The organism is Microbacterium martis, from assembly GCF_047246685.1.
Lineage (GTDB): Bacteria > Actinomycetota > Actinomycetes > Actinomycetales > Microbacteriaceae > Microbacterium.
This window is the reverse complement of the sequence record NZ_JBFOKT010000001.1, coordinates 410951-431004: the sequence shown is the minus strand read 5'-3', so window position 1 is coordinate 431004 and position 20054 is coordinate 410951. Positions and strand designations below refer to the sequence as shown.

Genomic DNA, 20054 nt, shown 5'->3' with positions numbered 1-20054 from the left:
TGCGCTCCTCGCTCAGTGACCGGTCGGCTAGAGCGATTCGACGATTTCGCGCATCAGCGCGGCCGTCTCGGACGGCGTCTTGCCGACCTTGACGCCCGCGGCCTCGAGGGCCTCCTTCTTCGCCTGAGCGGTGCCCGCCGATCCTGAGACGATGGCGCCGGCGTGGCCCATCGTCTTGCCCTCGGGAGCGGTGAAGCCGGCCACATAGCCGACGACCGGCTTGGTGACGTTCGCCTTGATGTAGTCGGCTGCGCGCTCCTCGGCGTCGCCGCCGATCTCGCCGATCATGACGATCGCCTTGGTCTCGGGGTCGGCCTCGAACGCGGCGAGCGCGTCGATGTGCGTGGTGCCGATGACGGGGTCGCCGCCGATGCCGATGGCGGTCGAGAAGCCCAGGTCGCGCAGCTCGAACATCATCTGGTAGGTCAGGGTGCCCGACTTCGAGACGAGTCCGATCGGGCCCTTGCCCGTGATGTTCGCCGGCGTGATGCCGACGAGCGCCTCGTCGGGCGTGATGATGCCGGGGCAGTTCGGTCCGATGATGCGGGTCTTGTTCCCCTTGCTCTGGGCATAGGCCCAGGCCTCGGCCGAGTCGCCGACCGGCACGCCCTCGGTGATGACGACGAGCAGCGGGATCTCGGCGTCGATGGCCTCGATCATCGCGTCCTTCGTGAAGGCGCCGGGGACGAAGGCGATCGACACGTCGGCGCCCGTCTCCTTCATGGCCTCGGCGACGGAGCCGAAGACGGGCAGCTCGACGCCGTTGCCGTCCTTGTCGGTGTGCGAGACCGTGGTGCCGGCCTTGCGGGCGTTCACGCCGCCGACGACCTGGGTGCCGGCCTTCAGCATGAGCGCGGTGTGCTTGGTGCCCTCGCCGCCGGTGATGCCCTGGACGATGACCTTGGAGTCCTTGTTGAGGTAGATCGACATTTCTCTAGTCCCTTTCGTCAGAGCGCTCGCGCTGAGCTTGTCGAAGCGTTGGCGAGCTCGGCGGCCTTGTCGGCGCCCTCGTCCATCGTGGCGGCCAGGGTCACGAGCGGGTGCGCGTACTCCGCGAGGATCGCGCGGCCCTCCTCCACACGGTTGCCGTCGAGCCGGACGACCAGCGGCTTGGATGCCGTGGCGCCGAGGGTCTCGAGGGCGCCCTTGATGCCGTTGGCGACAGCGTCGCACGCGGTGATGCCGCCGAAGACGTTGACGAACACGCTCTTGACCTGCGGGTCGCCGAGGATGACGTCGAGGCCGTTGGCCATGACCTCGGCCGAGGCGCCGCCGCCGATGTCGAGGAAGTTGGCCGGCTTGACGCCGTTGTGCTTCTCCCCCGCGTACGCCACGACGTCGAGCGTCGACATGACGAGTCCGGCGCCGTTGCCGATGATGCCGACCTCGCCGTCGAGCTTCACGTAGTTGAGCCCCGACTTCTTGGCCTTGGCCTCGAGCGGGTCGGCCGCGTCCTTGTCCTCGAGCTCCTCGTGCTCGGGGTGGCGGATCTCGGAGGCGTTGTCGTCGAGCGTGACCTTGCCGTCGAGGGCGATGATGTCGCCGTCTTCGGTGCGGACCAGCGGGTTGACCTCGACGAGCGTGGCATCCTCGCCCTTGTAGACGTCGTAGAGCTTCACGAAGACGTCGGAGACCTTCTCGACGAGGTCTTCGGGGAACTTCGCCGCGCGGGCGATCTCGACGGCCTTCTCCTTGTCGATCCCCGTCAGCGGGTTGACCTCGACGCGGGCCAGAGCCTCGGGGCGCTCGACCGCGAGCTCTTCGATCTCCATGCCGCCCTCGACCGAGCACAGGCTCAGGTACGAGCGGTTGGCGCGGTCGAGCAGCACGGAGAAGTAGAACTCCTCGGCGATGCGCGCACCCTGCGCGACCATGACGCGCTTGACCACGTGGCCCTTGATGTCGAGGCCGAGGATCGCCTTCGCAGCCTCGTACGCCTCATCGGGCGTCTTGGCGACCTTGACGCCGCCCGCCTTGCCGCGGCCACCCGTCTTCACCTGGGCCTTGACGACGACCACACCACCGATCTTCTCGGCTGCCGCCCTCACCTCTTCGGGGGTGTCGGCGACGATGCCGGCGAGGACCGGCACTCCGTACTTCTCGAAAACGTCTCGTGCCTGGTACTCGTACAGATCCACTGTGGTTCCTTCACTGGGCTGCTGTCTGGTAATTCTCTCGATGTCGAGACATCGACCAGTCCCCCAGCCTACTACCTCGCCCTGGGCCCGCCCTGTCCTAGGCTTTCGCTATGCGAGACTTCCCCGAACCGCGCGCCGTCGTCGTCGCCGCCGCGCTCGAGCTCTTCCAGGCGCAAGGTTTCGAGCAGACCTCTGTGGAGCAGATCGCCAAGGCGGCCGGCGTCTCGCGATCGACCTTCTTCCGCCAGTTCGGCGGCAAGGAGGACGTGGTGTTCGCCGACCACGAGGTGCTGCTGGAGCAACTCAGGGAGTTCCTCGCCGAGGGACATGACGACCCGTGGGCGGCGGTGTGCGCGGCATCCGAATCGGTCTTCGCGCACTTCGCCGACGATCCCGATCTCGCCCGGCGCCGGTACCAGATCGTGCGTCAGGTGCCGGTGCTGCGCGAGCGCGAGATCATCACCGTGTTCCGCTACGAGCGACTCTTCGACGACTACCTTCGCGGCGCGCTCCCCGGCGTCGATCCGCTCGATGCGGTGGGCTTCGCCGCGCTGGTCACAGCCGTGCACAATCACGTGCTGCGCCAACTCCTGCGCGGCAAGAAGAAGATCCCGCTGTCGACCCTGCAGAGCGCGCTGGCCGACGTCCGTCGTCGCTACGGCGTCGGGGCGGATGCCGCGGCCGGGGCGCCGGACGACATGGTGGTCGCGGTCTTCCCGCGATCGATGCCCGTCGCGGAGGTGACGCGGAGGCTGCGGTCGGAGCTCGACTGAGGGCTCACCGCCTTCCTCGTCGGCTCCAACCTGACCGGCCGCTCCTCGCGCTCACGAAAGCTGCATGACGACGCACGGAGTTGAACGGATGCGGGGTCGTGAGACGGAGTGTCGAGGAGTACGATACTCAGGTCCACGAAGGAGCACCCATGAGTATCGCAGCCTCCCCCCTCCCCGGCGAGCGCGTCTCGTCTTACGACATCACAGCGCGTCAGGACAGCGACTACTACGCCGTCTTCGCCGACATCCCCGCCGAGGATCGGCAGGCCTGGGACCGAGCACGCGCCTACGTCGACGAGGTCGGGCCGCGAATGGCCGACGCCTGGGACCGTGCGGAGTACCCGCTGGCCGCGGTGCGGCGAATGGGAGAGATGGACCTCGTCGTCGACGGCATCCGGCATCCGTCGCTCACGCATCTCTCGCCCCTCGCCGCCGGACTGGTGAACATGGAGATCTCGCGCGGCGACGGGTCGCTCGGCACCATCCTCGCCGTGCAGGGCGGTCTCGCCCTGCGCACGCTCGCCCTCTTCGGCTCGCCCGAGCAGCAGGAGCGGTGGCTCACCGCCCTGGCCGACGGCTCGGTGCTCGGCTCGTTCGCCCTGACCGAGCCGGATCACGGGTCGGACTCGGTGTCGCTCGAGACCGTCGCACGCCGCGACGGCGACGACTGGGTGATCCGCGGCGCCAAGAAGTGGATCGGCAACGGCGCCTCCGGCGGCATCACCTTCGTCTGGGCCCGGGTCGACGACGAGTCGGCCGACGAGCACGGCGCGGTGCGCTGCTTCCTCGTCGAGCAGGAGACTCCCGGATACACCGGCACCGTCATTCCCGGCAAGGCGTCGCTGCGGGCGATCCATCAGGCGCACATCGTGCTCGACGACGTGCGAGTGCCCGCCGATGCCGTGCTCCCGGGAGCCGCGAGCTTCAAGGATGCGTCAACGGTGCTCTACGCCACCCGCTCGGGCGTCGCGTGGTCGGCGCTGGGCCACGCGACCGCCTGCTATGAGGCGGCGCTCGCGTATGCCACCCAGCGGGTGCAGTTCGGCAAGCCGCTCGCGAAGTTCCAGATGGTGCAGGAGCGGCTGACCCACATGCTCGAAGATCTCACCGCGATGCAGCTCTACTGCCGACGCATGGCTGACCTGGAGACGGCGGGTGAGCTGCGCCCCACTCAGGCGTCGCTCGCGAAGTTCCACAACACGCGCGCCGCGCGGCGCGTCGCGGCCACGGCGCGCGACCTGCTCGGCGGCAACGGCATCCTCCTCGAATACGGCGTCATGCAGCACATGGCCGACATCGAGGCGATCCACACCTACGAGGGCACCGAGAGCGTGCAGGCGCTGCTGCTCGGTCGCGACATCACCGGGATGAGCGCCTTCGCCTGAGTCTCGGAGCGTCAGTCGCAGCCGCAGGCCCCGGCCGGGGTGCGCACCATGAAGCACACGTCGCAGACGCCGTAGTCGCGCGCCGCGACCGGCGTCGACGGCCGTTCGGCGCGCGGAGCGGAGGCCCGCGGCGTCGTGCTGCGCTTCGCCCGCGTCGGCGCGACCGACAGGAACTCGGTGGGATGGCTGACGTAGAAGTACGGCGGCCGGCCCTCACTGGGCTGAAGCCGCAGAGGCGTCGAGCCGACGACGATCCGCTCGTCCTCCGCGAAGCCGTTGGTGTACGTGCGCCCGATGTGCAGCGCGGCACCTTCGCCGCGGCGGATCGCCTCGATGTAGCGGCCGCGGTCGATGAAGGTGCTGATGCCGACGGCATCGGCGATGGCCGTGATGAACGCGTGGTTGGCCGGGTCGATGCGGTGCGCGCGCAGCGCTTCGGTCAGCGAGCGGTACGGACGGGAGGTGCCTGCGGGGGTCGGCCCCTGTACTTCTTTCATCCCCTCCAGGATCGCACGGCGCAACCCCCTCCGCCCACCTCCTCCCCGCGTGCGAGACTTCTCGCATGGCTCTCGCGACGATCATCGGCTCCGGACCGAACGGGCTCGCGGCCGCCGTGGCACTCGCTCGCGGCGGCTACCGGGTCCGCGTCCTCGAGGCCGCCGACACGATCGGCGGGGGCATCCGCACGCACGAGAACACGCTTCCCGGATTTCGGCACGACGTGTGCTCGGCCGTGCATCCCGCGGCCATGTCTTCTCCGTTCTTCCGCGCCTTCGGCCTGACCGAGCGCATCGAGTGGATCCGCCCCGAGATCTCCTTCGCCCACCCTCTCGACGGGGGCCGCGCCGCGATCGCCTGGCGCGACATCGAGCGCACCGCCGCGGGGCTCGGGCCCGACGCCCGCGCCTGGCTGACCCGCGTCCGCCCCCTCAGTCGTCACATCGACGGCGTGACCGACTTCACCGGCAATCAGCTGCTGCGCATCCCACGCGACCCGATCACGGCCGTGAGGTTCGCGACCCGGATGCTGGACCAGGGCACTCCTCTCGCCGAGCGGGCGTTCCTCGGAGATGAGGCCGCCGCGTTGATGGCGGGCGTGATGGCGCACGCCAACGCGCCGCAGCCGTCGCTGGCGGGAGCCGCGGCCGGCCTGTTGCTCGTCGCCCTCGCCCATTCCGCCGGAGGGTGGCCGTACCCCCGGGGCGGCGCGCAGCGGATCGCCGACGCGATGGTCGCCGATCTCGAGGCTCACGGGGGGACCGTCGAGACCGGAGTCCGCGTGTCCGACCTCGGCTCGCTCGACTGGGGCGACCCGCGTCGCGGCGACGTGCTGCTGCTCAACACCTCTCCGCGGCTGCTGCTCACCCACCCCGATGTGCCGGCTCGATACGCGCGCGCGGTCCGGGCGTACCGCTACGGCGCCGCGGCGGCCAAGGTCGATTTCGCCCTCGACGGCCCCATCCCCTGGGCGAATCCCGACGTGCGCCTCGCGCCGACCGTGCACGTCGTCGGATCGCGGGCCGAGGTCTGGGCGAGCGAGAACGCGGTCGCCGCCGGGCGGGTGAGCGAGCGCCCCTACGTCCTCGCCGTGCAGCCGTCGGTGTTCGACGACACCCGCGCCCCTGAGGGCAAGGCGGTCCTGTGGGCGTACATCCACGTGCCCAACGGATCGGATCTCGACCCCACCGAGCTCATCATCGCCCAGGTGGAACGCTTCGCGCCGGGCTTCCGCGACCTGATCCTCGCCCATCACGCCGTGCCGGCCTCGTCTCGTGAGGCGATCAACCCGGCCGAGATCGGCGGCGACATCTCCGGCGGCGTGTTCGACATCCGCCAGGCGGTGCGACGGCCCGTGGTCTCCACGACGCCCTGGCGCACCCCGATGCGCGGCGTGTACCTCGCCTCGGCATCCGCCCCTCCGGGCCCGGCCGTCAACGGCCTCGCCGGCTGGCACGCGGCGCAGACCGTGCTCCGCGATGCGGGCGCGCCCGCCGAGCTCGGCGATCTGTTCCGCTGACGCAACCCTCTTCCGCCACCGGTGCGCACGCGGCCAGGATGGATCCATGCGCTACGACATCCCCGCCCCGATGCTCGCGAAGGCCGTCGCCGCCGTCCCCGACCCGGCGAAGACATCGGGCGGGCTGCTGTTCGAGCCGAAATGGGACGGCTTCCGCGGTCTCATCGCCTGGGACGGCGAGACCGTCGAGATCGGCTCGCGGGGCGCGAAGCCGCTGACGCGCTACTTCCCCGAACTCGTCGACGCCCTTCCCGACCTTCTTCCCCGCCCCTGCCTGCTCGACGGCGAGATCGTCGTGGCCACCGGCGCCGAGGGCGCCCAACGCCTCGACTGGGAGGCGCTCAGCCAGCGCATCCATCCCGCGGCGTCGCGCGTGGCAAGACTCGCCGTCGAGACGCCGGCCATGTTCATCGCGTTCGATCTGCTCGTCGACGGCGACGAGATGCTGCTCGATCAGCCCTTCGAGAGCAGGCGTGCGCGGCTCGAAGCGATGATGGAGGGCGTCGACCACCCCCTGCACATCACCCGCACGACGCGCGATCGCGATGCGGCCGTGCGCTGGCTCGCGGAGTTCGAGGGCGCCGGGCTCGACGGCGTGGTGGCGAAGCCGCTCGACCAGCCCTACGCGCCGGGAAAGCGCACCCTGTTCAAGATCAAGCACGCGCGCACCGCCGACGTCGTCGCCCTGGGCTACCGCATCCACAAGTCGGGATCAGGCGTCGGCTCGCTGCTCGTCGGCCTGTTCGACCACGACGGGACGCTGCGTCAGGTGGGCGGAGTCGCGGCCTGGAGCGACGCGCGTCGCCGCGAGCTCGTCGACGAGCTGGCTCCTTTGGTGGAACGCGACGACAGCGGCGAGGCGGTCACGGGCGAGAGCGAGCGGTCGCGATTCAGCGGCGCGAAGGACGTGTCGTTCGTGCGCCTCCGCCCGGAACGGGTGCTCGAGGTGCGGTACGACCAGCTCGAAGGCGCGCGCTTCCGCCACACGGTGCAGTTCGAACGCTGGCGGCCCGACCGCGACGCACGGTCGTGCACCTACGACCAGCTCGACACCGTGGCCGGGTACGACCTCGCCGACGTGCTGAGCTGAGGGCGGTCAGTCGCCGGTCGGGTTGCCGTTCTCGTCCCAGTTCCCGGCGACCTTCTTGCTCGGCTGCACGCGGGGCGGCTCGCCCGGCATCTTGGGGAACTCCGGCGGGAAGGGAAGCTCGCCGAGACCGTCCGCCCTGTCGCGCTCCCACCACTCCAGCAGCGTGTCGATGCGACCGGGCGACGTCTGCATGCCGGCCCACGGGTCGCCGGACTCGGCCAGCCGCTCGGGGATGCTGCGCACGGTGAAGATCCGCGGGTCGAGCCCGTCGAGCTCCTCCCACCGCACCGGTGTCGAGACCGTCGCGCCGGGCAGGGCGCGCGGGCTGTAGGCGCCCGCCATCGTGCGGTCGCGGTTGGCCTGGTTGAAGTCGACGAAGATCCGCTCCCCGCGCTCCTCCTTCCACCAGTTCGTGGTGACCTGCTCGGGCATGCGGCGCTCGAGCTCCCGCCCGGCCGCGATGACGGCATGCCGCACGTCGAGGAACTCGTGGGTCGGCTCGATCGGCGCGAAGATGTGCAGACCACGGTTTCCGCTGGTCTTCGCGAACGCCTCCAACCCCGCCTCGCGGAGCACCTCGCGCAGGGTGTGCGCGGCGGTGACGGCATCCGCGAAATCGGTTCCCGGCTGCGGATCGAGATCGATCCGCAGCTCGACGGGGTTGTCGGGGTCGGTGGCCAGCGATGCCCAGGGATGGAAGACGATCGTGTTCATCTGCACCGCCCAGACGATCGCGCTCGTGCGGTTGAGCACGATCTGCGGATGCTGGCGCCCGCTGTTGTACGTCATCATCTCGGCGTCGACGAAGTCGGGCGTGCCCTTGGGCGGGTTCTTCGAGAAGAAGCCCTCCTTGCGGCGCTCCCCCGATGCCTCGATGCCGTCTCGGAATCGCTCGAGCGACACGGCACGGTTCCCATTCGCGGCGAGGAACGGCACCGAGACGAGCTGCGCGTATTCGGCCAGCTCCGCCTTCGTGATGCCGAGGTCGGGCCAGACCACCCGGTTGGGACTGGAGAGGGTGACCTCGCGTTCTCCGTCGGAGTCGGCAACGGTCAGGGTCACGCGTTCGGAGGCCATGCTCCGACCCTAGGGTGCGGACCGACCGCGCGGAAGCCCGCCGTCAGTCCTCGAGATCGACCGCGAGCACGAGGACCGGAGCGAGCGCGTCGCGCTCGACGACGATCGAGGGCCCGGCGGAATCGACGAGGACCCCGCCCATCTCCGGATGGGTCGCCAGCACCTTGGCGAGCTGCTCAGGCTCGAAGGGCATCGGCCGGTCGCCCCGGCCGAGGGCGATCACCTCGAGCGGGTGCGAGAACAGCTGGAGGAAGCGCCGCCCGTCGGCGGTCTGCGCCTCGGCGATGCCGACCTGCCCGGTGCCGCTGCCGTCGTTCACGGCCACCCACATGCGCGTCGCCGCCAGCGCCTCGCCGACCTTGCGCGTGGTGTCCTGTTCGCGCGGCGCGGCCACGAGGGTCTTGACCCTCATGTCGACATCGGCCTGCTCGAGGGTCTTCTGCAGCAGCTCGGTGGGGAAGACCACGCGATGGGGCGCCGACGCGTTGTCGATGATGAGGCCCGCGAAGTCGCCCGACACCACCTGCTGCAGAACCGAGGTGACCGGCTGAGCCACGGCCGACGTCGCCGCCGCGTCGGCCTCGAGCTGCACCGAGGCGCGAACGGCCCCGGCGGAGCTGAACGCGAGCATGAACTGGCGGTCGCCATCGCGCACTACCGCCACCGCGAGCGGCTTGCCCTCGCTGATCTGCGCGCGGGCGTCGCCGATGACGCGGATGTACAGGTGGCCCTGAAGCGCCTGGCGCATCACGCCGAGGAGCTGGTCGTTCGTCGCACCCGCCTCGATCTGTGCGAGAGCTTCGCGCAGCAGCACGTTGTCCTTCATGCCGGCGATCGTCTCGGTCTGCTCCGGCGGAAGGGCCGGCGCGAGGGGCAGCTTCCGCTCCTGCGGGGCTGCGGGCTGCACCGGGGTCTGGGGCGAGGCCTGCGACGAGGGCGAGGGGGTGGGGGTGGATGCGGACGCGGGTGCGGGGGTGGATGCCGCGGCATCCGTCGTCGCGTCGGTCTCCGGCAGCGCCACCTCCGGGCCGGCCGCGGCGCCGACGCCGCGGAACGCCTGCACCGAGATGCCGACGGCGGGGGCCGCGGCCTCCGGCTCGGTGGGGGCCGCAGCGTCGTCGGTCGAGCTGGCTGCGTCGTTCTGCGGCGCGGAGCCGGACGCGACGACATTCGCGTCTTCGGCGGAGGCGACGGCGTCGTCGCCGGACTTCTTGCGGCGGGAGAAGAGGGCCATATGAGCCAGCCTAACCCGCGTGGTGCGTCGGTGGAGGATGGCCGCCTCGGCCCGAGGCCGGCGAAGCCCGAGGCGCGCGAAGCCCGAGGCGCGAACCGACTAGATCTTCTCGATCGGCGCGACCTTGATGAGCAGCTTCTTCTGCCCCGCCGAGTCGAACCGCACGTGGGCGATGCGCTTCGCCCCCTCGCCGGTGACGGCGTCGACGCGACCCTCGCCGAAGTCGACGTGCCTGATGCGGTCGCCGGCTGCGAGCTCGAGGTCGCCGTTGTCGCGCATCTTGGCCGTGACGCGATTCGGGAACTTGTCCATCGCGGTCGAGAGCGGCTTGAGGGTGTCGCGCGGCGCGAGCGGCTTCACGCCGAATCGATCGCCCGAGCCCGAGCCTCCGCCGAAGCCGCCGGAGCGTCGGGCGTTCAGGGCCCGTGACTGCATGCCGCCGCGGGAGTTCACGTCGCCGGGAGACTGCTTCCAGTCGATGAGCGCGGCAGGGATCTCCTGCAGGAAGCGGCTCGGCATCGCCACGGTCACCTCGCCGAACTGCGCGCGCGTCATGGCCAGCGACAGATGAAGGCGCTTGCGCGCACGCGTGATGCCGACATAGAAGAGCCGCCGCTCCTCTTGAGGGCCGCCCGGCTCGTTCGCCGAGATGCGGTGCGGGATCAGGTCTTCCTCGACCCCGGTGACGAACACCGCGTCGTACTCGAGCCCCTTGGCGGTGTGCATCGTCATGAGCGACACGGTTCCCGACTCGTCGTCGAGGTCGTCGGCATCCGACACCAGCGCCACCTCGGTGAGGAAGTCGACGATCGTGCCCTCGGGGTTGTTCCGCGCGAAATCGCGGGCGACCGCCACGAATTCGTCGAGGTTCTCTACGCGAGCCTCGTCTTGCGGATCGCGACTCGCGCGGAGAGCGTCGAGGTAGCCGCTCTTCGACAGCAGCAGACTGAGCCCCTCGGCGACCGTGGTCGGCGGCGGGACCTCGCCCGACGGAGGCAGCATGATCGACGTCGCCTCGGTCAGCACGGCGTCGAGCTGGGCGATCGCCGCCTGGATCTTCGGTCCGACGCCCAGACGGCTCGGCTCCGCCAGGGCGTCACGGAACGTGATGCCCTGCTCATCGGCGAAGCGCGCGATGGCGGTCTCGGTCACGTCGCCGATCCCCCGCCGCGGCTTGTTGAGGATGCGGCGCACCGCCATCTCATCGGCCGGATTCGCGACGGCGACCAGATACGCCAGGGCGTCCTTGATCTCTGCGCGCTCGTAGAACTTCGTGCCGCCCATGATCTTGTACGGCACGGCCGATCGGATGAAGATCTCCTCCAGCGCCCGGGACTGCGAGTTCGTGCGATAGAACACGGCCATCTCGGAGTAGGGCATGCCGGCACGTCGCAGCGCCTCGATCTCGTCGGCGACGAACTGCGCCTCGTCGTGCTGCGAGTATCCGGTGAAGCCGACGATCCGGTCACCGTCGCCGCGATCGCTCCACAGCTTCTTCTCCTTGCGGTCGAAGTTGTTGCCGATCACGGCGTTCGCCGCGGAGAGGATGTTCTGCGTCGACCGGTAGTTCTGCTCGAGGAGCACGACCTTCGCCCCCGGGAAGTCGCGCTCGAACTCGCTGATGTTGCGGATGTCGGCGCCGCGGAAGGCGTAGATCGACTGATCGGAGTCGCCGACGACGGTGAGCGAGGCTCCGGCCTCGTCGGGTCCGGCCGCAGGCTCGGGCTCGAAGATCATCATGCCGTTCGCCGCGAACGGTTCGGCCCCGTCGCCGGAGACGGGGCGGGTGAGCTCGTGGATCAGGGCGTACTGGGCGTGATTCGTGTCTTGATACTCATCGACGAGGATGTGGCGGAAGCGGCGCCGGTACGTGTCGGCGACCTGCGGGAAGGCGCGGAACAGGTACACGGTCTGGCCGATGAGGTCGTCGAAGTCGAACGCGTTGGCCTTCTGCAGCTGGCGCTGATAGTCGGTGAACAGCTCGACGAAGATGCGCTCGGCGGGATCGCTCATGTTGGCCTGACGCGCATAGGCCTCGGCGTCGGACAGCTCGTTCTTGAGCTTCGAGATCCGCCCCTGCACGGCCGCCGGCGTCAGTCCGTAGGCGTCGGCCTCGTGCTCTTTGACGAGACGCTTGATGAGCGCGCGGGAGTCGCCCGAGTCGTAGATCGTGAAGGACTTGGTGAAGCCGAACTGCTGCGCCTCACGGCGCAGGATGCGCACGCACGCGGAGTGGAAGGTCGAGATCCACATGCCTCGGGCCGCGTCGCCGATGAGGCCTTCGACCCGCTCGCGCATCTCGCCGGCGGCCTTGTTGGTGAAGGTGATGGCCAGGATCTGACTCGGCCACGCCTCGCGGCCGCGCAGCAGCGAGGCGATGCGCCGCGTCAGCACGCTGGTCTTGCCCGACCCGGCGCCGGCGACGATGAGCAGAGCGGGGCCGCGATAGGTCACGGCCGCTTTCTGCTGAGGGTTGAGGCCGGCGAGGAGATCGTCGTGCGCGGGGGGTGCCGACGAGCGGGGTCCGGCGGTGCCGGGGACGATGAGAGGAGCTTCGGTCATGACCTGACGAGTCTAAGCGGCGGCACCGACACTGCGGCGCGGGGTGCAGCGCCGCCGCGCGAGCGCGAACCACGCAGAACGACGCGTTTCTCGCACGTTCTCCGAGGGAAGCGTGCGAGAAACGTGTCGTTCTGCGAAACTGCCGCGCCGGGACTACGCGACGCGGCGTCGACGGCGGGTCACGGCCACCGCGCCCGCCGCGATGAGCGCGATCGCGAGGAGGATGCCGACCGTCGGCGCCTCGGCGCCGGTGATCGCCAGAGCGCCCGAGGCGGCGATGCGGATGTCGACCCAGCCGAGCAGAGTTCCGTCGGCGGCATACACCGCGATGCGGTGGTCCCCGGGGTCCGCATCGGTGGGAACGGTGACGGTGACGGAGCCGGATGCCGTCAGCACTCCGGTCGCGAGTAGCTGCGGCTCGGAGTACATCCAGACCGCGACCTCCGCGCCGGCGTGCTCCTCGCCGACCGTGACCGTGACCTCCTGCCCGGGGACGGCGACCGCCGGATCGACGATGGCACCGTTCCGATTGTCGTCGACGAGACCCGTGCCCGGAAGCGGAAGCGTGCCGCCGTCCGAACCGCCACCGCCGGGAACGCCGCCGCCGGGACCGGTTCCCGGGTTCTCGCCGCCCGGGTTCTCGCCGCCCGGGTTCTCGCCGCCGGCGCCCGGAAGTGTCCCGACGCGCAGCGCCTCGGAGGGGAAGCCGTCGGCGAACCACCACACCGGACGCTTCCCGTCGACCGTCAACGAGGCGGGCGCCGTGGCGAAGCCCTCGTTGTTGATGTCGGGCATGCCTTCGGGACGCGCGAAGTGGGCGATGCCCGGCTCCGGCGTGCCGTTCAGCGTGATCTGCGCCGAGCGTCCGTGGCATCCGTCGTCGCAGACGGCCCACAGCACGCCGAGCACGCTGTCGTAGTCGAGCGCCATCACGCCGGCGAGACCGGGGTCGATCTCCGACACGAGCGTCGCCGTGCCGTCTGCGGCGAGCGCGAAGGCGTAGACGTGCCCGCCGTCCTCGACCGCGACGAAGAACAGGCCGTCGCCGTGGCCCGGGTGCTCGGCTGGGTCGTAGACCGCCCCCGTGGTGTCGTCGAACAGGGTTCCGGCGAGCGCCGTGTCGGGAACCCACTGCACGGCCTCCATGCCGAGGTTTGCCCCGACCGCGGGCAGCAGAGCGGTGAGATCCCACACCTGCTCGGCGACGAGGTCGCCGGCCGCGGCATCCGGATCCACCTTCAGCACGACGTTCTGATTGACGCCCTTCGCGCTGTTGTCGCGCTCCGACGCGACGTAGACGGCGCCGGCGCCGTCGACCGTGATGCCCTCGGTGTCGGGGCCGGCGGCACCGGGGTCGGCGGCGTCCTTCGGGAAGCGGACGCGCTTGCCCTCGTCCCAGCCGTCGACCATGGTCACCGAGCCGTCGGCGTGCGCCTCCAGCTTCCAGATGCGGCCCTCGCCGTTGTCGACGGCCCACAGGAAGGCGCCGTCGGCCGTCTCCTGCACGTCGAGGCCCGAGCTGTCCTCGAGGAACGTCGGGATGCTGTCGAGCACGCGGACGTCGGCGGAGCCGGGCCACGGCGAGACGGCGATCTCGCCCGCGCACACGTTCGCGGCACCCTTGGTGGATTCGGCCGTCACCGCGAACGCGCCCGTGATGTCGGGGCAGCGCCCCCAGGTGGTCGCCGCGTGACCCTCGCCCCAGGAGGCCTCGTCGATCAGCAGGTCGCCGTCGAAGAGACGCACCCGGTCGCCGCCGCCGAGACCGAAGCCCAGCTGATCGCGCTCGAGCAGGAGGTGGCCGCCCGCGACGATCGAGGTCCCCGCGGGGATCGCGTAGGAGTGGGCGTCGTCATCGTCCTTCACGACGATGCCGCCCACCTCGAGCGCAGCCGCGGTCGGGTTGGCGAGCTCTATCCAGTCGTCGGGCGACCCGCCGTCGGACTCGACCTCGTTGATGCGGACGGGGTTGCCGCACGCGTTGCGCAGCCCCTTGGTCGAGGTGGCGAGGTCGACGAACTCGCCGGTGCCGTCGGCGCAGCGCGCCCAGACGCCGTCCGCGTGGGCGCCGTAGACGTGCTCGTCGACGGTGTTGCCGCTCGCGTCGCGGATCGTCACGGTGTCGCCGTCGCCGAGCCCGAAGCCGAACGCCGCGGGCTGGTCGAACACGAAGAACGCCCCGGGAGCGAGCACGGTGCCGGCGGGGAGCGGGAAGGTCTCGGCCGCATGACCGCGGGGGTCGCTGTCCATCACCGACCATCCCGAGAGGTCCACCGCGGTGGCGCCGGTGTTGACGATCTCGACCCAGTCGGTCGTGTCGCCGTTCGACTCGATCTCGTTGATCGCGACGTCGGGCAGCACGCACGAGTTCGCCGCACCCGGTGTGGCGTTCGCGAGCAGGAACGGCCCGTCGCCGCCGTCAGGACAGCGCGCCAGGGTCGCGAACGTCGAGTCGCGATCGATCGCGGCATGGTCGGCCCACGGCAGCGTGTCGTCGATCATCGCACCCGCGGCGTCGTACAGCCGGATTCGGTCGGCGCTGCCGATGCCGATCGGGTCGCGGAAGGCGGTCTCGACGCCGTCGACCAGTCCGACGGTGCCCTCCTCCACGACGAGGAACTGTCCCGCCGCGATGCTCGTGCCGGGCAGGAAGCGCCAGCGGTGGTCATCGGAGTTGTCGCGGATCTCATAGCCCGAGATGTCGAGGGCGGCATCGCCGGGGTTGTGGAACTCCACCCAGTCGGCCGGCTGCGAGTCGACCTCGTTGATCACGATCGAGCCGGTCGCGGGGGCGACCCTGCAGTCGTTGGCCGCACCCGGCGTCACGGCGGTCGCGTGCGCCCAGGCCCCCGTCCCGTCGGGACAGCGCGCCCACACCGAGAGCGGCGCGGTGTTCTCGTACGCGAACGCGTCGGCCTCGGTGCCGTCGGGGGCGAACAGCACGACCTCGTCGCCCTTGCCCAGGCCGAAGGGGAAGTCGATGTCCTTCGTCAGCACGAGGAAGGCGCCGGGTGCGAGCGTCGCTCCGTCGGGCGCCTGGCCGAAGGCGTCGCGCTTGTCATCGGCGATGCGCCAGCCGTCGAGGTCGACGGTCGAGGTGCCGGCGTTGTAGAGCTCCACCTGGTCGGCAAGGCCCGTCGCCGCGTCGTCGTAGACGATCTCGTTGATGACGAGCCCGGCGGCGGGAGCCGCCAGGGTCTGGTCGGAGGGGCGGATGCCGGCGTCGGCGCCGACGGCGACGCCGGGAAGGGCGAGCAGTGCGGCGGCGCTGAGCGCGCTCACCGCCGAGATCGCGGCTGCGAGGTGCAGGCGGGACATGGAGGACTCCTGAGGAGGGGATCGACGGGGTTACCGCCTCAGACCACCGACTCCGCATGGCCGCGGCGCGACGCGCGGGTGCACGGGAGGTGAACGACGGGTGGCCGTTGCGCACCCGACGCGCGCCGCCGGGTGCGGGTCAGCTGCGGAAGAACGCGACCCCGAGATCGGGGTGGTCGACGAAGACGCCGTCGACTCCGGAGCGTGCGATGACGCCCCACTCCGCCTCGTAGTCGCCGAAGTCGCCGCGACCGCCGCCGCCACGGAACTCCGCTGCGAGGAACGCGTTCTCCGGACGGCACGTCCAGGTGAACACCGTGAGCCCGCGCGCATGCGCCTCCGCGACGATCGTGTTGCCGCGCGCCAGCAGCATCCGCTTGTCGACGCTGATCCCGTCGACCTCCCCGACGAGCCGGTCCAGGCCCGCGGGCTGCACCGTCGCCTTGTAGGTGAGGGCCTGTCTGCCCTCGGCCACCAGACGGTCGTAGGGCCGCCCCGACGCCTCGATCAGGTAGACGTAGGCCGCGACGATGCCCCGATCGCGCAGGTCGCCGAGCACCGTCGACTCGAAGCTCTCGATGATCAGCGGCAGCTCCCCGTCGGCCCACCCGGCGTCGCGCAGCTCGCGCTCGATGAGCGGAGCCGGATCGAGCCCGATCGACGCGAAGTACGTCGCGTGCTTGATCTCGAGCACGACGCCGATCTCACGGCCGTGCTCGGCCGACCCGTCGCGCACGATGTCGAGCACGTCGCGCAGACGGAGGATCCCCTGCGCGCCGTCGAAGCTCGCGCTCGACGCCCGCACCTCGGGCAGTCGCTCGCGCCCGCGCAGGCGCGACAGCTCCTCCCAGGTGAAGTCCTCGGTGAACCAGCCGGTCAGCGCTTCGCCGTCGACGCGCTTGGTCGTGCGGCGGTGGGCGAACTCGGGATGGTCGGCGACGTCCGTCGTGCCGGAGATCTCGTTCTCGTGGCGCACGACGAGCACGCCGTCCTTCGTGGCCACGACGTCGGGTTCGACCGCGTCGACGCCCATCGCGAGGGCGAGCTCGTACGACGACCGGCTGTGCTCCGGTCGATAGCCGGGCGCGCCGCGGTGCCCGATGACGAGGGGCGATCTCCTGGGCACGCTCACAGCGTAGAACACCCCGTGGGCCGTATCGCGCGGGTATCGTAGAGGAAAGCGACCTACGACCCCCTTTTGGAGTGAGGCCCACCATGAGCAACTTCGCCTTCAACAACCCGGCGTTCCAGCAGCAGGACCCGCGCAATGTCGCGACGTATCCGGGCGGGCCCCAGGCCGCTCAGGGCGCGCAGAGCGCGTCGTTCCAGCACGGCACGATGGATGCCGCCACCAACGCCCAGCTCGAGGGCATGTACGCCGCCCCGCCGGCCGGCGCCATCGAGACCGATCGCATGTCGGTGGAGGACACGGTCTGGAAGACGGCGGGCCTGTTCGGCATCCTGCTCGTCACGGCCGCTGTCGGCTGGGTGTGGACGCTCGGCGGCGTGGCCGCCCCCGAGCGCGATCCCTACAACGGCTTCGCCCCGAACATGCTCCCCTGGATCATCGGCGCACTCGGCGGATTCGTCCTCGCCATGGTCATCACCTTCACCTCGCGCAAGAAGGTGCGCCCCGCGCTGATCTTCGCCTACGCGGCGTTCGAGGGCCTCTTCGTCGGCGGCATCTCGGCGTTCTTCGAGGTCATCTACCCCGGCATCGTCTTCCAGGCGACGCTGGCCACCGTGTCGGTCGTCGGCGTGACGCTGGCGCTGTTCGCGAGCGGCAAGATCCGCGCCTCGCGGAGGGCCACCAAGATCTTCATGATCGCGATGATCGGCTACCTCGTCTTCTCGCTGCTGAACCTGGTGCTGATGTGGACCGGTGTGCTCCCCCAGGGACAGGCGTTCGGACTGCTCAGCGCCGAGATCGCCGGCATCCCCCTCGGCCTGATCATCGGCGTGCTGGTGGTCATCATGGCGGCCTACTCGCTGGTGCTCGACTTCGACCAGATCCAGCGCGGCGTCCGCAACGGTGCCCCGCGCCAGTTCGGCTGGCTCGGCGCCTTCGGCATCATGGTCACGGTCGTGTGGCTGTACGTCGAGATCCTCCGCATCATCGCGATCGTCCGCGGCAACAACTGATCCTGATCCGTCGCGAAGAGGCCCGTCTCCCCGGAGGCGGGCCTCTTTGCCATATTCGAGGAGCGTCGCGCAAGGGGGTTCTGCGCGGTTCCGCGGTTCGGCATAGTCGTCTGCGATACCCGACACCACGGGTGTCGCAACACATAAGGAGCAGACCATGAGTTTTCTCGGATTTCTTCTTCTCGGCCTGATCGCCGGCGCCATCGCCAAGCTCATCCTTCCTGGCAAGCAGGGCGGAGGATGGATCGTCACGCTACTGCTCGGTGTGGTCGGAGCCCTCCTGGGCGGCTGGCTCGGATCGGTCATCTTCGGTGTCGGACTCGAAGAGTTCTGGAGCCTGCAGACCTGGCTCCTCGCCATCGGCGGCGCGATCGTCGTGCTGCTGATCTACGGCCTGATCGTCGGACGCGGCAGCCGCGCGCGCAACTGACGTCTCCGTCCCCAGACGCCCGCCCCCTTCGACGGCTTCCGCTGTCGAAGGGGGCGGGTGTCTTGTGCGGTCACTCGCGCCCTTCGGCCTTCTGCCGCAGCAGGGCGCGTTCACGGTCGTTGCCGGCGAGCCCCGCCGCGACGGCGAACTCGCTCCGCGCCTCGTCGTCGCGACCGAGCTGCCGCAGCAGCTCGGCCCGGGTCGCCGGCAGCAGGTGGTACCCGCGGAGCGCCCCCGAGGCCGACAGCTCGTCGACGATCCGCAGGGCGGACGCCGGGCCGGTGGCCATGGCCACGGCCGCGGCGCGATTCAACTCCACCACCGCCGACGGGGAGATGCGTCCGAGCGCTTCGTAGAGCACGACGATGCGGTCCCAGTCGGTCTCGTCGACCGAGGCGGCCACGGCATGGCATTCCGCGATCGCCGCCTGCAGGCTGTATGCCCCGCGCCCCCGACCGATCGCATCGGCGCGCCGCAGAGACGCCCGCCCCCGCGCGATGCGCCCGCGGTCCCATCTGCGCCGATCCTGATCGCGCAGGAGCACGGGTTCGCCGTCGGTGTCGGTCCGCGCCGGGAACCGTGCCGCCGTCAGCTCCATCAGGGCCAGCAGGCCATGCACCTCGGGCTCACGCGGCATCAGCGCCGCCAGCACCCGGCCCAGGCGGATCGCCTCGTCGCCGAGCTCCGGCCGCATCCAGTCCTGTCCGCTGCTCGCCGCGTGGGCCTCGTTGAAGATGAGGTACAGCACGCCGAGAACCGCCCCGAGCCGCCCGGCGTGCTCCTCGCGAGGCGGCACCTCGAACGGTGCGTTCGCGGCCGCGAGCGTCTTCTTCGCTCGCACGATCCGCTGCTGCACCGTGGCCGTGGGCACGAGGAACGCCCGCGCGATCTGCTCGCTCGACAGGCCTCCGACCACGCGAAGAGTGAGCGCCACCTGCGCCTCCTTCGACAGCACCGGATGGCAGGCGATGAAGATCAGGCGCAGCACGTCGTCGTCGACGGCATCCGGGTCCCACGGCAGGTCGCCGGCCTCCGCCTGCTCCCGCTCCTGTTCGTGCGCCAGCAGGGCGACGCGCTCGTCGAGCCGCTCGCGACGTCGCCATCCGTCGATCGCCTTCCGCTTCGCGACCGCGGTCAGCCAGGCGGCCGCGTTGCGCGGCACGCCGTCGACCGGCCACTGCCGGAGCGCGTCGACGAGAGCCTCCTGAGCGAGGTCTTCCGCGAGACCGAAGTCGCCGACGAGCCGGGTGAGCGCGCCCACGATGCGGGCGGACTCGATGCGCCAGACCGCCGCGACGGCGCGCTCCGCCGAGCCCTGATCGGGAGCGGGTCGCGCCGTCGCGGCGTTCGGTCCTTCGGTCATCACTGCTGTGCGCGCTGCGCCTGCTCGTCGCGCCAGCCCGCTTCCTTCTCGATCCACTCGTTGTCGGCCGGGAAGTCGGACAACTCCGTCACGCGACGCACCTCGAGGAAGTTGCCGGGGGTGAGCGGTGCCCGGCGGGCCCATTCGGCCGCTTCTTCGCGCGACGAGACCTCGACGATCCAGAAGCCGTTGAACAGCTCCTTCGTCTCTCCGTAGGGGCCGTCGGTGATGAGCGGCGTCTCGGCGGCGAAGTCGACCACGAAGCCCTCGGCGGCATCGGTCAGTCCCTCGCCCGCGACCAGGACGCCGGCCTTCATCATCGACTCGTTGTACTTGCCCATGGCTTCGATGACCTCGTCGAACGGAATGTCCTTATAGGCCTCCACCGCTTCGTCGGTCGCGCGCATGATGAGCATGAACTTCATGATGATCTCCTTGTTCGGGGGTCGTCTCTCGACCCTCTCACTACAGACGTCGAACGGGAACGGCCCGGATCGACATCGGTCCGAGATTCTTTCCAGATTC

General features: G+C 70.3%; 16 protein-coding genes. 6 read left to right on the top strand and 10 right to left on the bottom strand.

Annotation, left to right across the window (positions count from 1 at the left end; genetic code table 11):
- Positions 1-27 precede the first annotated feature (27 nt).
- Both sucD and sucC read right to left on the bottom strand, forming a co-directional pair.
- Positions 28-930, bottom strand: a complete 903-nt coding sequence (gene sucD, locus AB3M90_RS02095) for a succinate--CoA ligase subunit alpha (RefSeq protein WP_412949646.1) — start codon at positions 928-930, stop codon at positions 28-30.
- A gap of 17 nt (positions 931-947) precedes the next feature.
- Positions 948-2138 carry an ADP-forming succinate--CoA ligase subunit beta gene (sucC, locus tag AB3M90_RS02090; RefSeq protein ID WP_412949644.1) on the bottom strand — a complete coding sequence of 397 codons (1191 nt, stop codon included), beginning with the start codon at positions 2136-2138 and terminating at the stop codon, positions 948-950.
- Positions 2139-2248: 110 nt separating this feature from the next.
- On the opposite strand from sucC, the gene AB3M90_RS02085 reads away from it, so the two are divergent.
- Positions 2249-2911, top strand: a complete 663-nt coding sequence (locus tag AB3M90_RS02085; RefSeq protein ID WP_412949643.1) for a TetR/AcrR family transcriptional regulator — start codon at positions 2249-2251, stop codon at positions 2909-2911.
- Between the two features lie 149 nt (positions 2912-3060).
- On the top strand, positions 3061-4296 hold the full coding sequence (locus AB3M90_RS02080; RefSeq protein ID WP_412949642.1) for an acyl-CoA dehydrogenase family protein: 1236 nt from the start codon (positions 3061-3063) through the stop codon (positions 4294-4296).
- Between the two features lie 11 nt (positions 4297-4307).
- Here the strand turns inward: AB3M90_RS02080 and AB3M90_RS02075 are convergent, their stop codons facing one another.
- A complete protein-coding gene (locus AB3M90_RS02075; protein ID WP_412949641.1) occupies positions 4308-4793 on the bottom strand; it encodes an SLC41A family transporter in 486 nt (161 codons plus the stop codon).
- 65 nt (positions 4794-4858) lie between these two features.
- Here AB3M90_RS02075 and AB3M90_RS02070 point away from each other — a divergent pair, with 65 nt between their 5' ends.
- Together AB3M90_RS02070 and AB3M90_RS02065 are read left to right on the top strand one after the other, a co-directional pair.
- Positions 4859-6313, top strand: a complete 1455-nt coding sequence (locus AB3M90_RS02070; RefSeq protein WP_412949640.1) for a phytoene desaturase family protein — start codon at positions 4859-4861, stop codon at positions 6311-6313.
- A 46-nt stretch (positions 6314-6359) separates the two neighbouring features.
- Positions 6360-7403, top strand: coding sequence for an ATP-dependent DNA ligase (locus AB3M90_RS02065; protein ID WP_412949638.1), 1044 nt, complete (start codon positions 6360-6362; stop codon positions 7401-7403).
- Positions 7404-7409: 6 nt separating this feature from the next.
- Here the strand turns inward: AB3M90_RS02065 and ligD are convergent, their stop codons facing one another.
- From ligD to AB3M90_RS02040, 5 genes are all read right to left on the bottom strand, one after another.
- A complete protein-coding gene (gene ligD, locus AB3M90_RS02060) occupies positions 7410-8480 on the bottom strand; it encodes a non-homologous end-joining DNA ligase (protein WP_412949636.1) in 1071 nt (356 codons plus the stop codon).
- Positions 8481-8523: 43 nt separating this feature from the next.
- Positions 8524-9714 carry an SseB family protein gene (locus tag AB3M90_RS02055; RefSeq protein WP_412949635.1) on the bottom strand — a complete coding sequence of 397 codons (1191 nt, stop codon included), beginning with the start codon at positions 9712-9714 and terminating at the stop codon, positions 8524-8526.
- A gap of 99 nt (positions 9715-9813) precedes the next feature.
- Positions 9814-12276, bottom strand: coding sequence for an ATP-dependent helicase (locus tag AB3M90_RS02050; RefSeq protein WP_412949634.1), 2463 nt, complete (start codon positions 12274-12276; stop codon positions 9814-9816).
- 153 nt (positions 12277-12429) lie between these two features.
- Positions 12430-15594, bottom strand: a complete 3165-nt coding sequence (locus AB3M90_RS02045) for a lamin tail domain-containing protein (protein WP_412949632.1) — start codon at positions 15592-15594, stop codon at positions 12430-12432.
- 139 nt (positions 15595-15733) lie between these two features.
- Positions 15734-16720, bottom strand: a complete 987-nt coding sequence (locus AB3M90_RS02040; protein ID WP_412949630.1) for a glycerophosphodiester phosphodiesterase family protein — start codon at positions 16718-16720, stop codon at positions 15734-15736.
- Between the two features lie 89 nt (positions 16721-16809).
- On the opposite strand from AB3M90_RS02040, the gene AB3M90_RS02035 reads away from it, so the two are divergent.
- Together AB3M90_RS02035 and AB3M90_RS02030 are read left to right on the top strand one after the other, a co-directional pair.
- Positions 16810-17736, top strand: a complete 927-nt coding sequence (locus tag AB3M90_RS02035) for a Bax inhibitor-1/YccA family protein (RefSeq protein WP_412949629.1) — start codon at positions 16810-16812, stop codon at positions 17734-17736.
- 157 nt (positions 17737-17893) lie between these two features.
- On the top strand, positions 17894-18166 hold the full coding sequence (locus AB3M90_RS02030) for a GlsB/YeaQ/YmgE family stress response membrane protein (RefSeq protein ID WP_412949628.1): 273 nt from the start codon (positions 17894-17896) through the stop codon (positions 18164-18166).
- A gap of 70 nt (positions 18167-18236) precedes the next feature.
- On the opposite strand, the gene AB3M90_RS02025 is transcribed toward AB3M90_RS02030, so the two are convergent.
- Together AB3M90_RS02025 and AB3M90_RS02020 are read right to left on the bottom strand one after the other, a co-directional pair.
- Positions 18237-19529 (bottom strand): RNA polymerase sigma factor, encoded by a 1293-nt coding sequence (locus AB3M90_RS02025; protein WP_412949626.1) that lies wholly within the window; start codon positions 19527-19529, stop codon positions 18237-18239.
- Complete coding sequence (locus AB3M90_RS02020) at positions 19529-19954, bottom strand: YciI family protein (protein ID WP_412949624.1); 426 nt, start codon at positions 19952-19954, stop codon at positions 19529-19531. The genes AB3M90_RS02025 and AB3M90_RS02020 overlap by 1 nt, the downstream gene beginning before the upstream one ends.
- Positions 19955-20054: the final 100 nt, after the last annotated feature.

Excerpts from the sequence above, each read along its gene's own strand:
- sucD (WP_412949646.1), bottom strand. The coding sequence starts at position 930 with ATGTCGATCTACCTCAACAAGGACTCCAAGGTCATCGTCCAGGGCATC.
- AB3M90_RS02085 (WP_412949643.1), top strand. The coding sequence starts at position 2,249 with ATGCGAGACTTCCCCGAACCGCGCGCCGTCGTCGTCGCCGCCGCGCTC.
- AB3M90_RS02080 (WP_412949642.1), top strand. The coding sequence starts at position 3,061 with ATGAGTATCGCAGCCTCCCCCCTCCCCGGCGAGCGCGTCTCGTCTTAC.
- AB3M90_RS02075 (WP_412949641.1), bottom strand. The coding sequence starts at position 4,793 with ATGAAAGAAGTACAGGGGCCGACCCCCGCAGGCACCTCCCGTCCGTAC.
- AB3M90_RS02070 (WP_412949640.1), top strand. The coding sequence starts at position 4,859 with ATGGCTCTCGCGACGATCATCGGCTCCGGACCGAACGGGCTCGCGGCC.
- AB3M90_RS02065 (WP_412949638.1), top strand. The coding sequence starts at position 6,360 with ATGCGCTACGACATCCCCGCCCCGATGCTCGCGAAGGCCGTCGCCGCC.
- ligD (WP_412949636.1), bottom strand. The coding sequence starts at position 8,480 with ATGGCCTCCGAACGCGTGACCCTGACCGTTGCCGACTCCGACGGAGAA.
- AB3M90_RS02055 (WP_412949635.1), bottom strand. The coding sequence starts at position 9,714 with ATGGCCCTCTTCTCCCGCCGCAAGAAGTCCGGCGACGACGCCGTCGCC.
- AB3M90_RS02050 (WP_412949634.1), bottom strand. The coding sequence starts at position 12,276 with ATGACCGAAGCTCCTCTCATCGTCCCCGGCACCGCCGGACCCCGCTCG.
- AB3M90_RS02045 (WP_412949632.1), bottom strand. The coding sequence starts at position 15,594 with ATGTCCCGCCTGCACCTCGCAGCCGCGATCTCGGCGGTGAGCGCGCTC.
- AB3M90_RS02035 (WP_412949629.1), top strand. The coding sequence starts at position 16,810 with ATGAGCAACTTCGCCTTCAACAACCCGGCGTTCCAGCAGCAGGACCCG.
- AB3M90_RS02030 (WP_412949628.1), top strand. The coding sequence starts at position 17,894 with ATGAGTTTTCTCGGATTTCTTCTTCTCGGCCTGATCGCCGGCGCCATC.
- AB3M90_RS02025 (WP_412949626.1), bottom strand. The coding sequence starts at position 19,529 with ATGACCGAAGGACCGAACGCCGCGACGGCGCGACCCGCTCCCGATCAG.
- AB3M90_RS02020 (WP_412949624.1), bottom strand. The coding sequence starts at position 19,954 with ATGAAGTTCATGCTCATCATGCGCGCGACCGACGAAGCGGTGGAGGCC.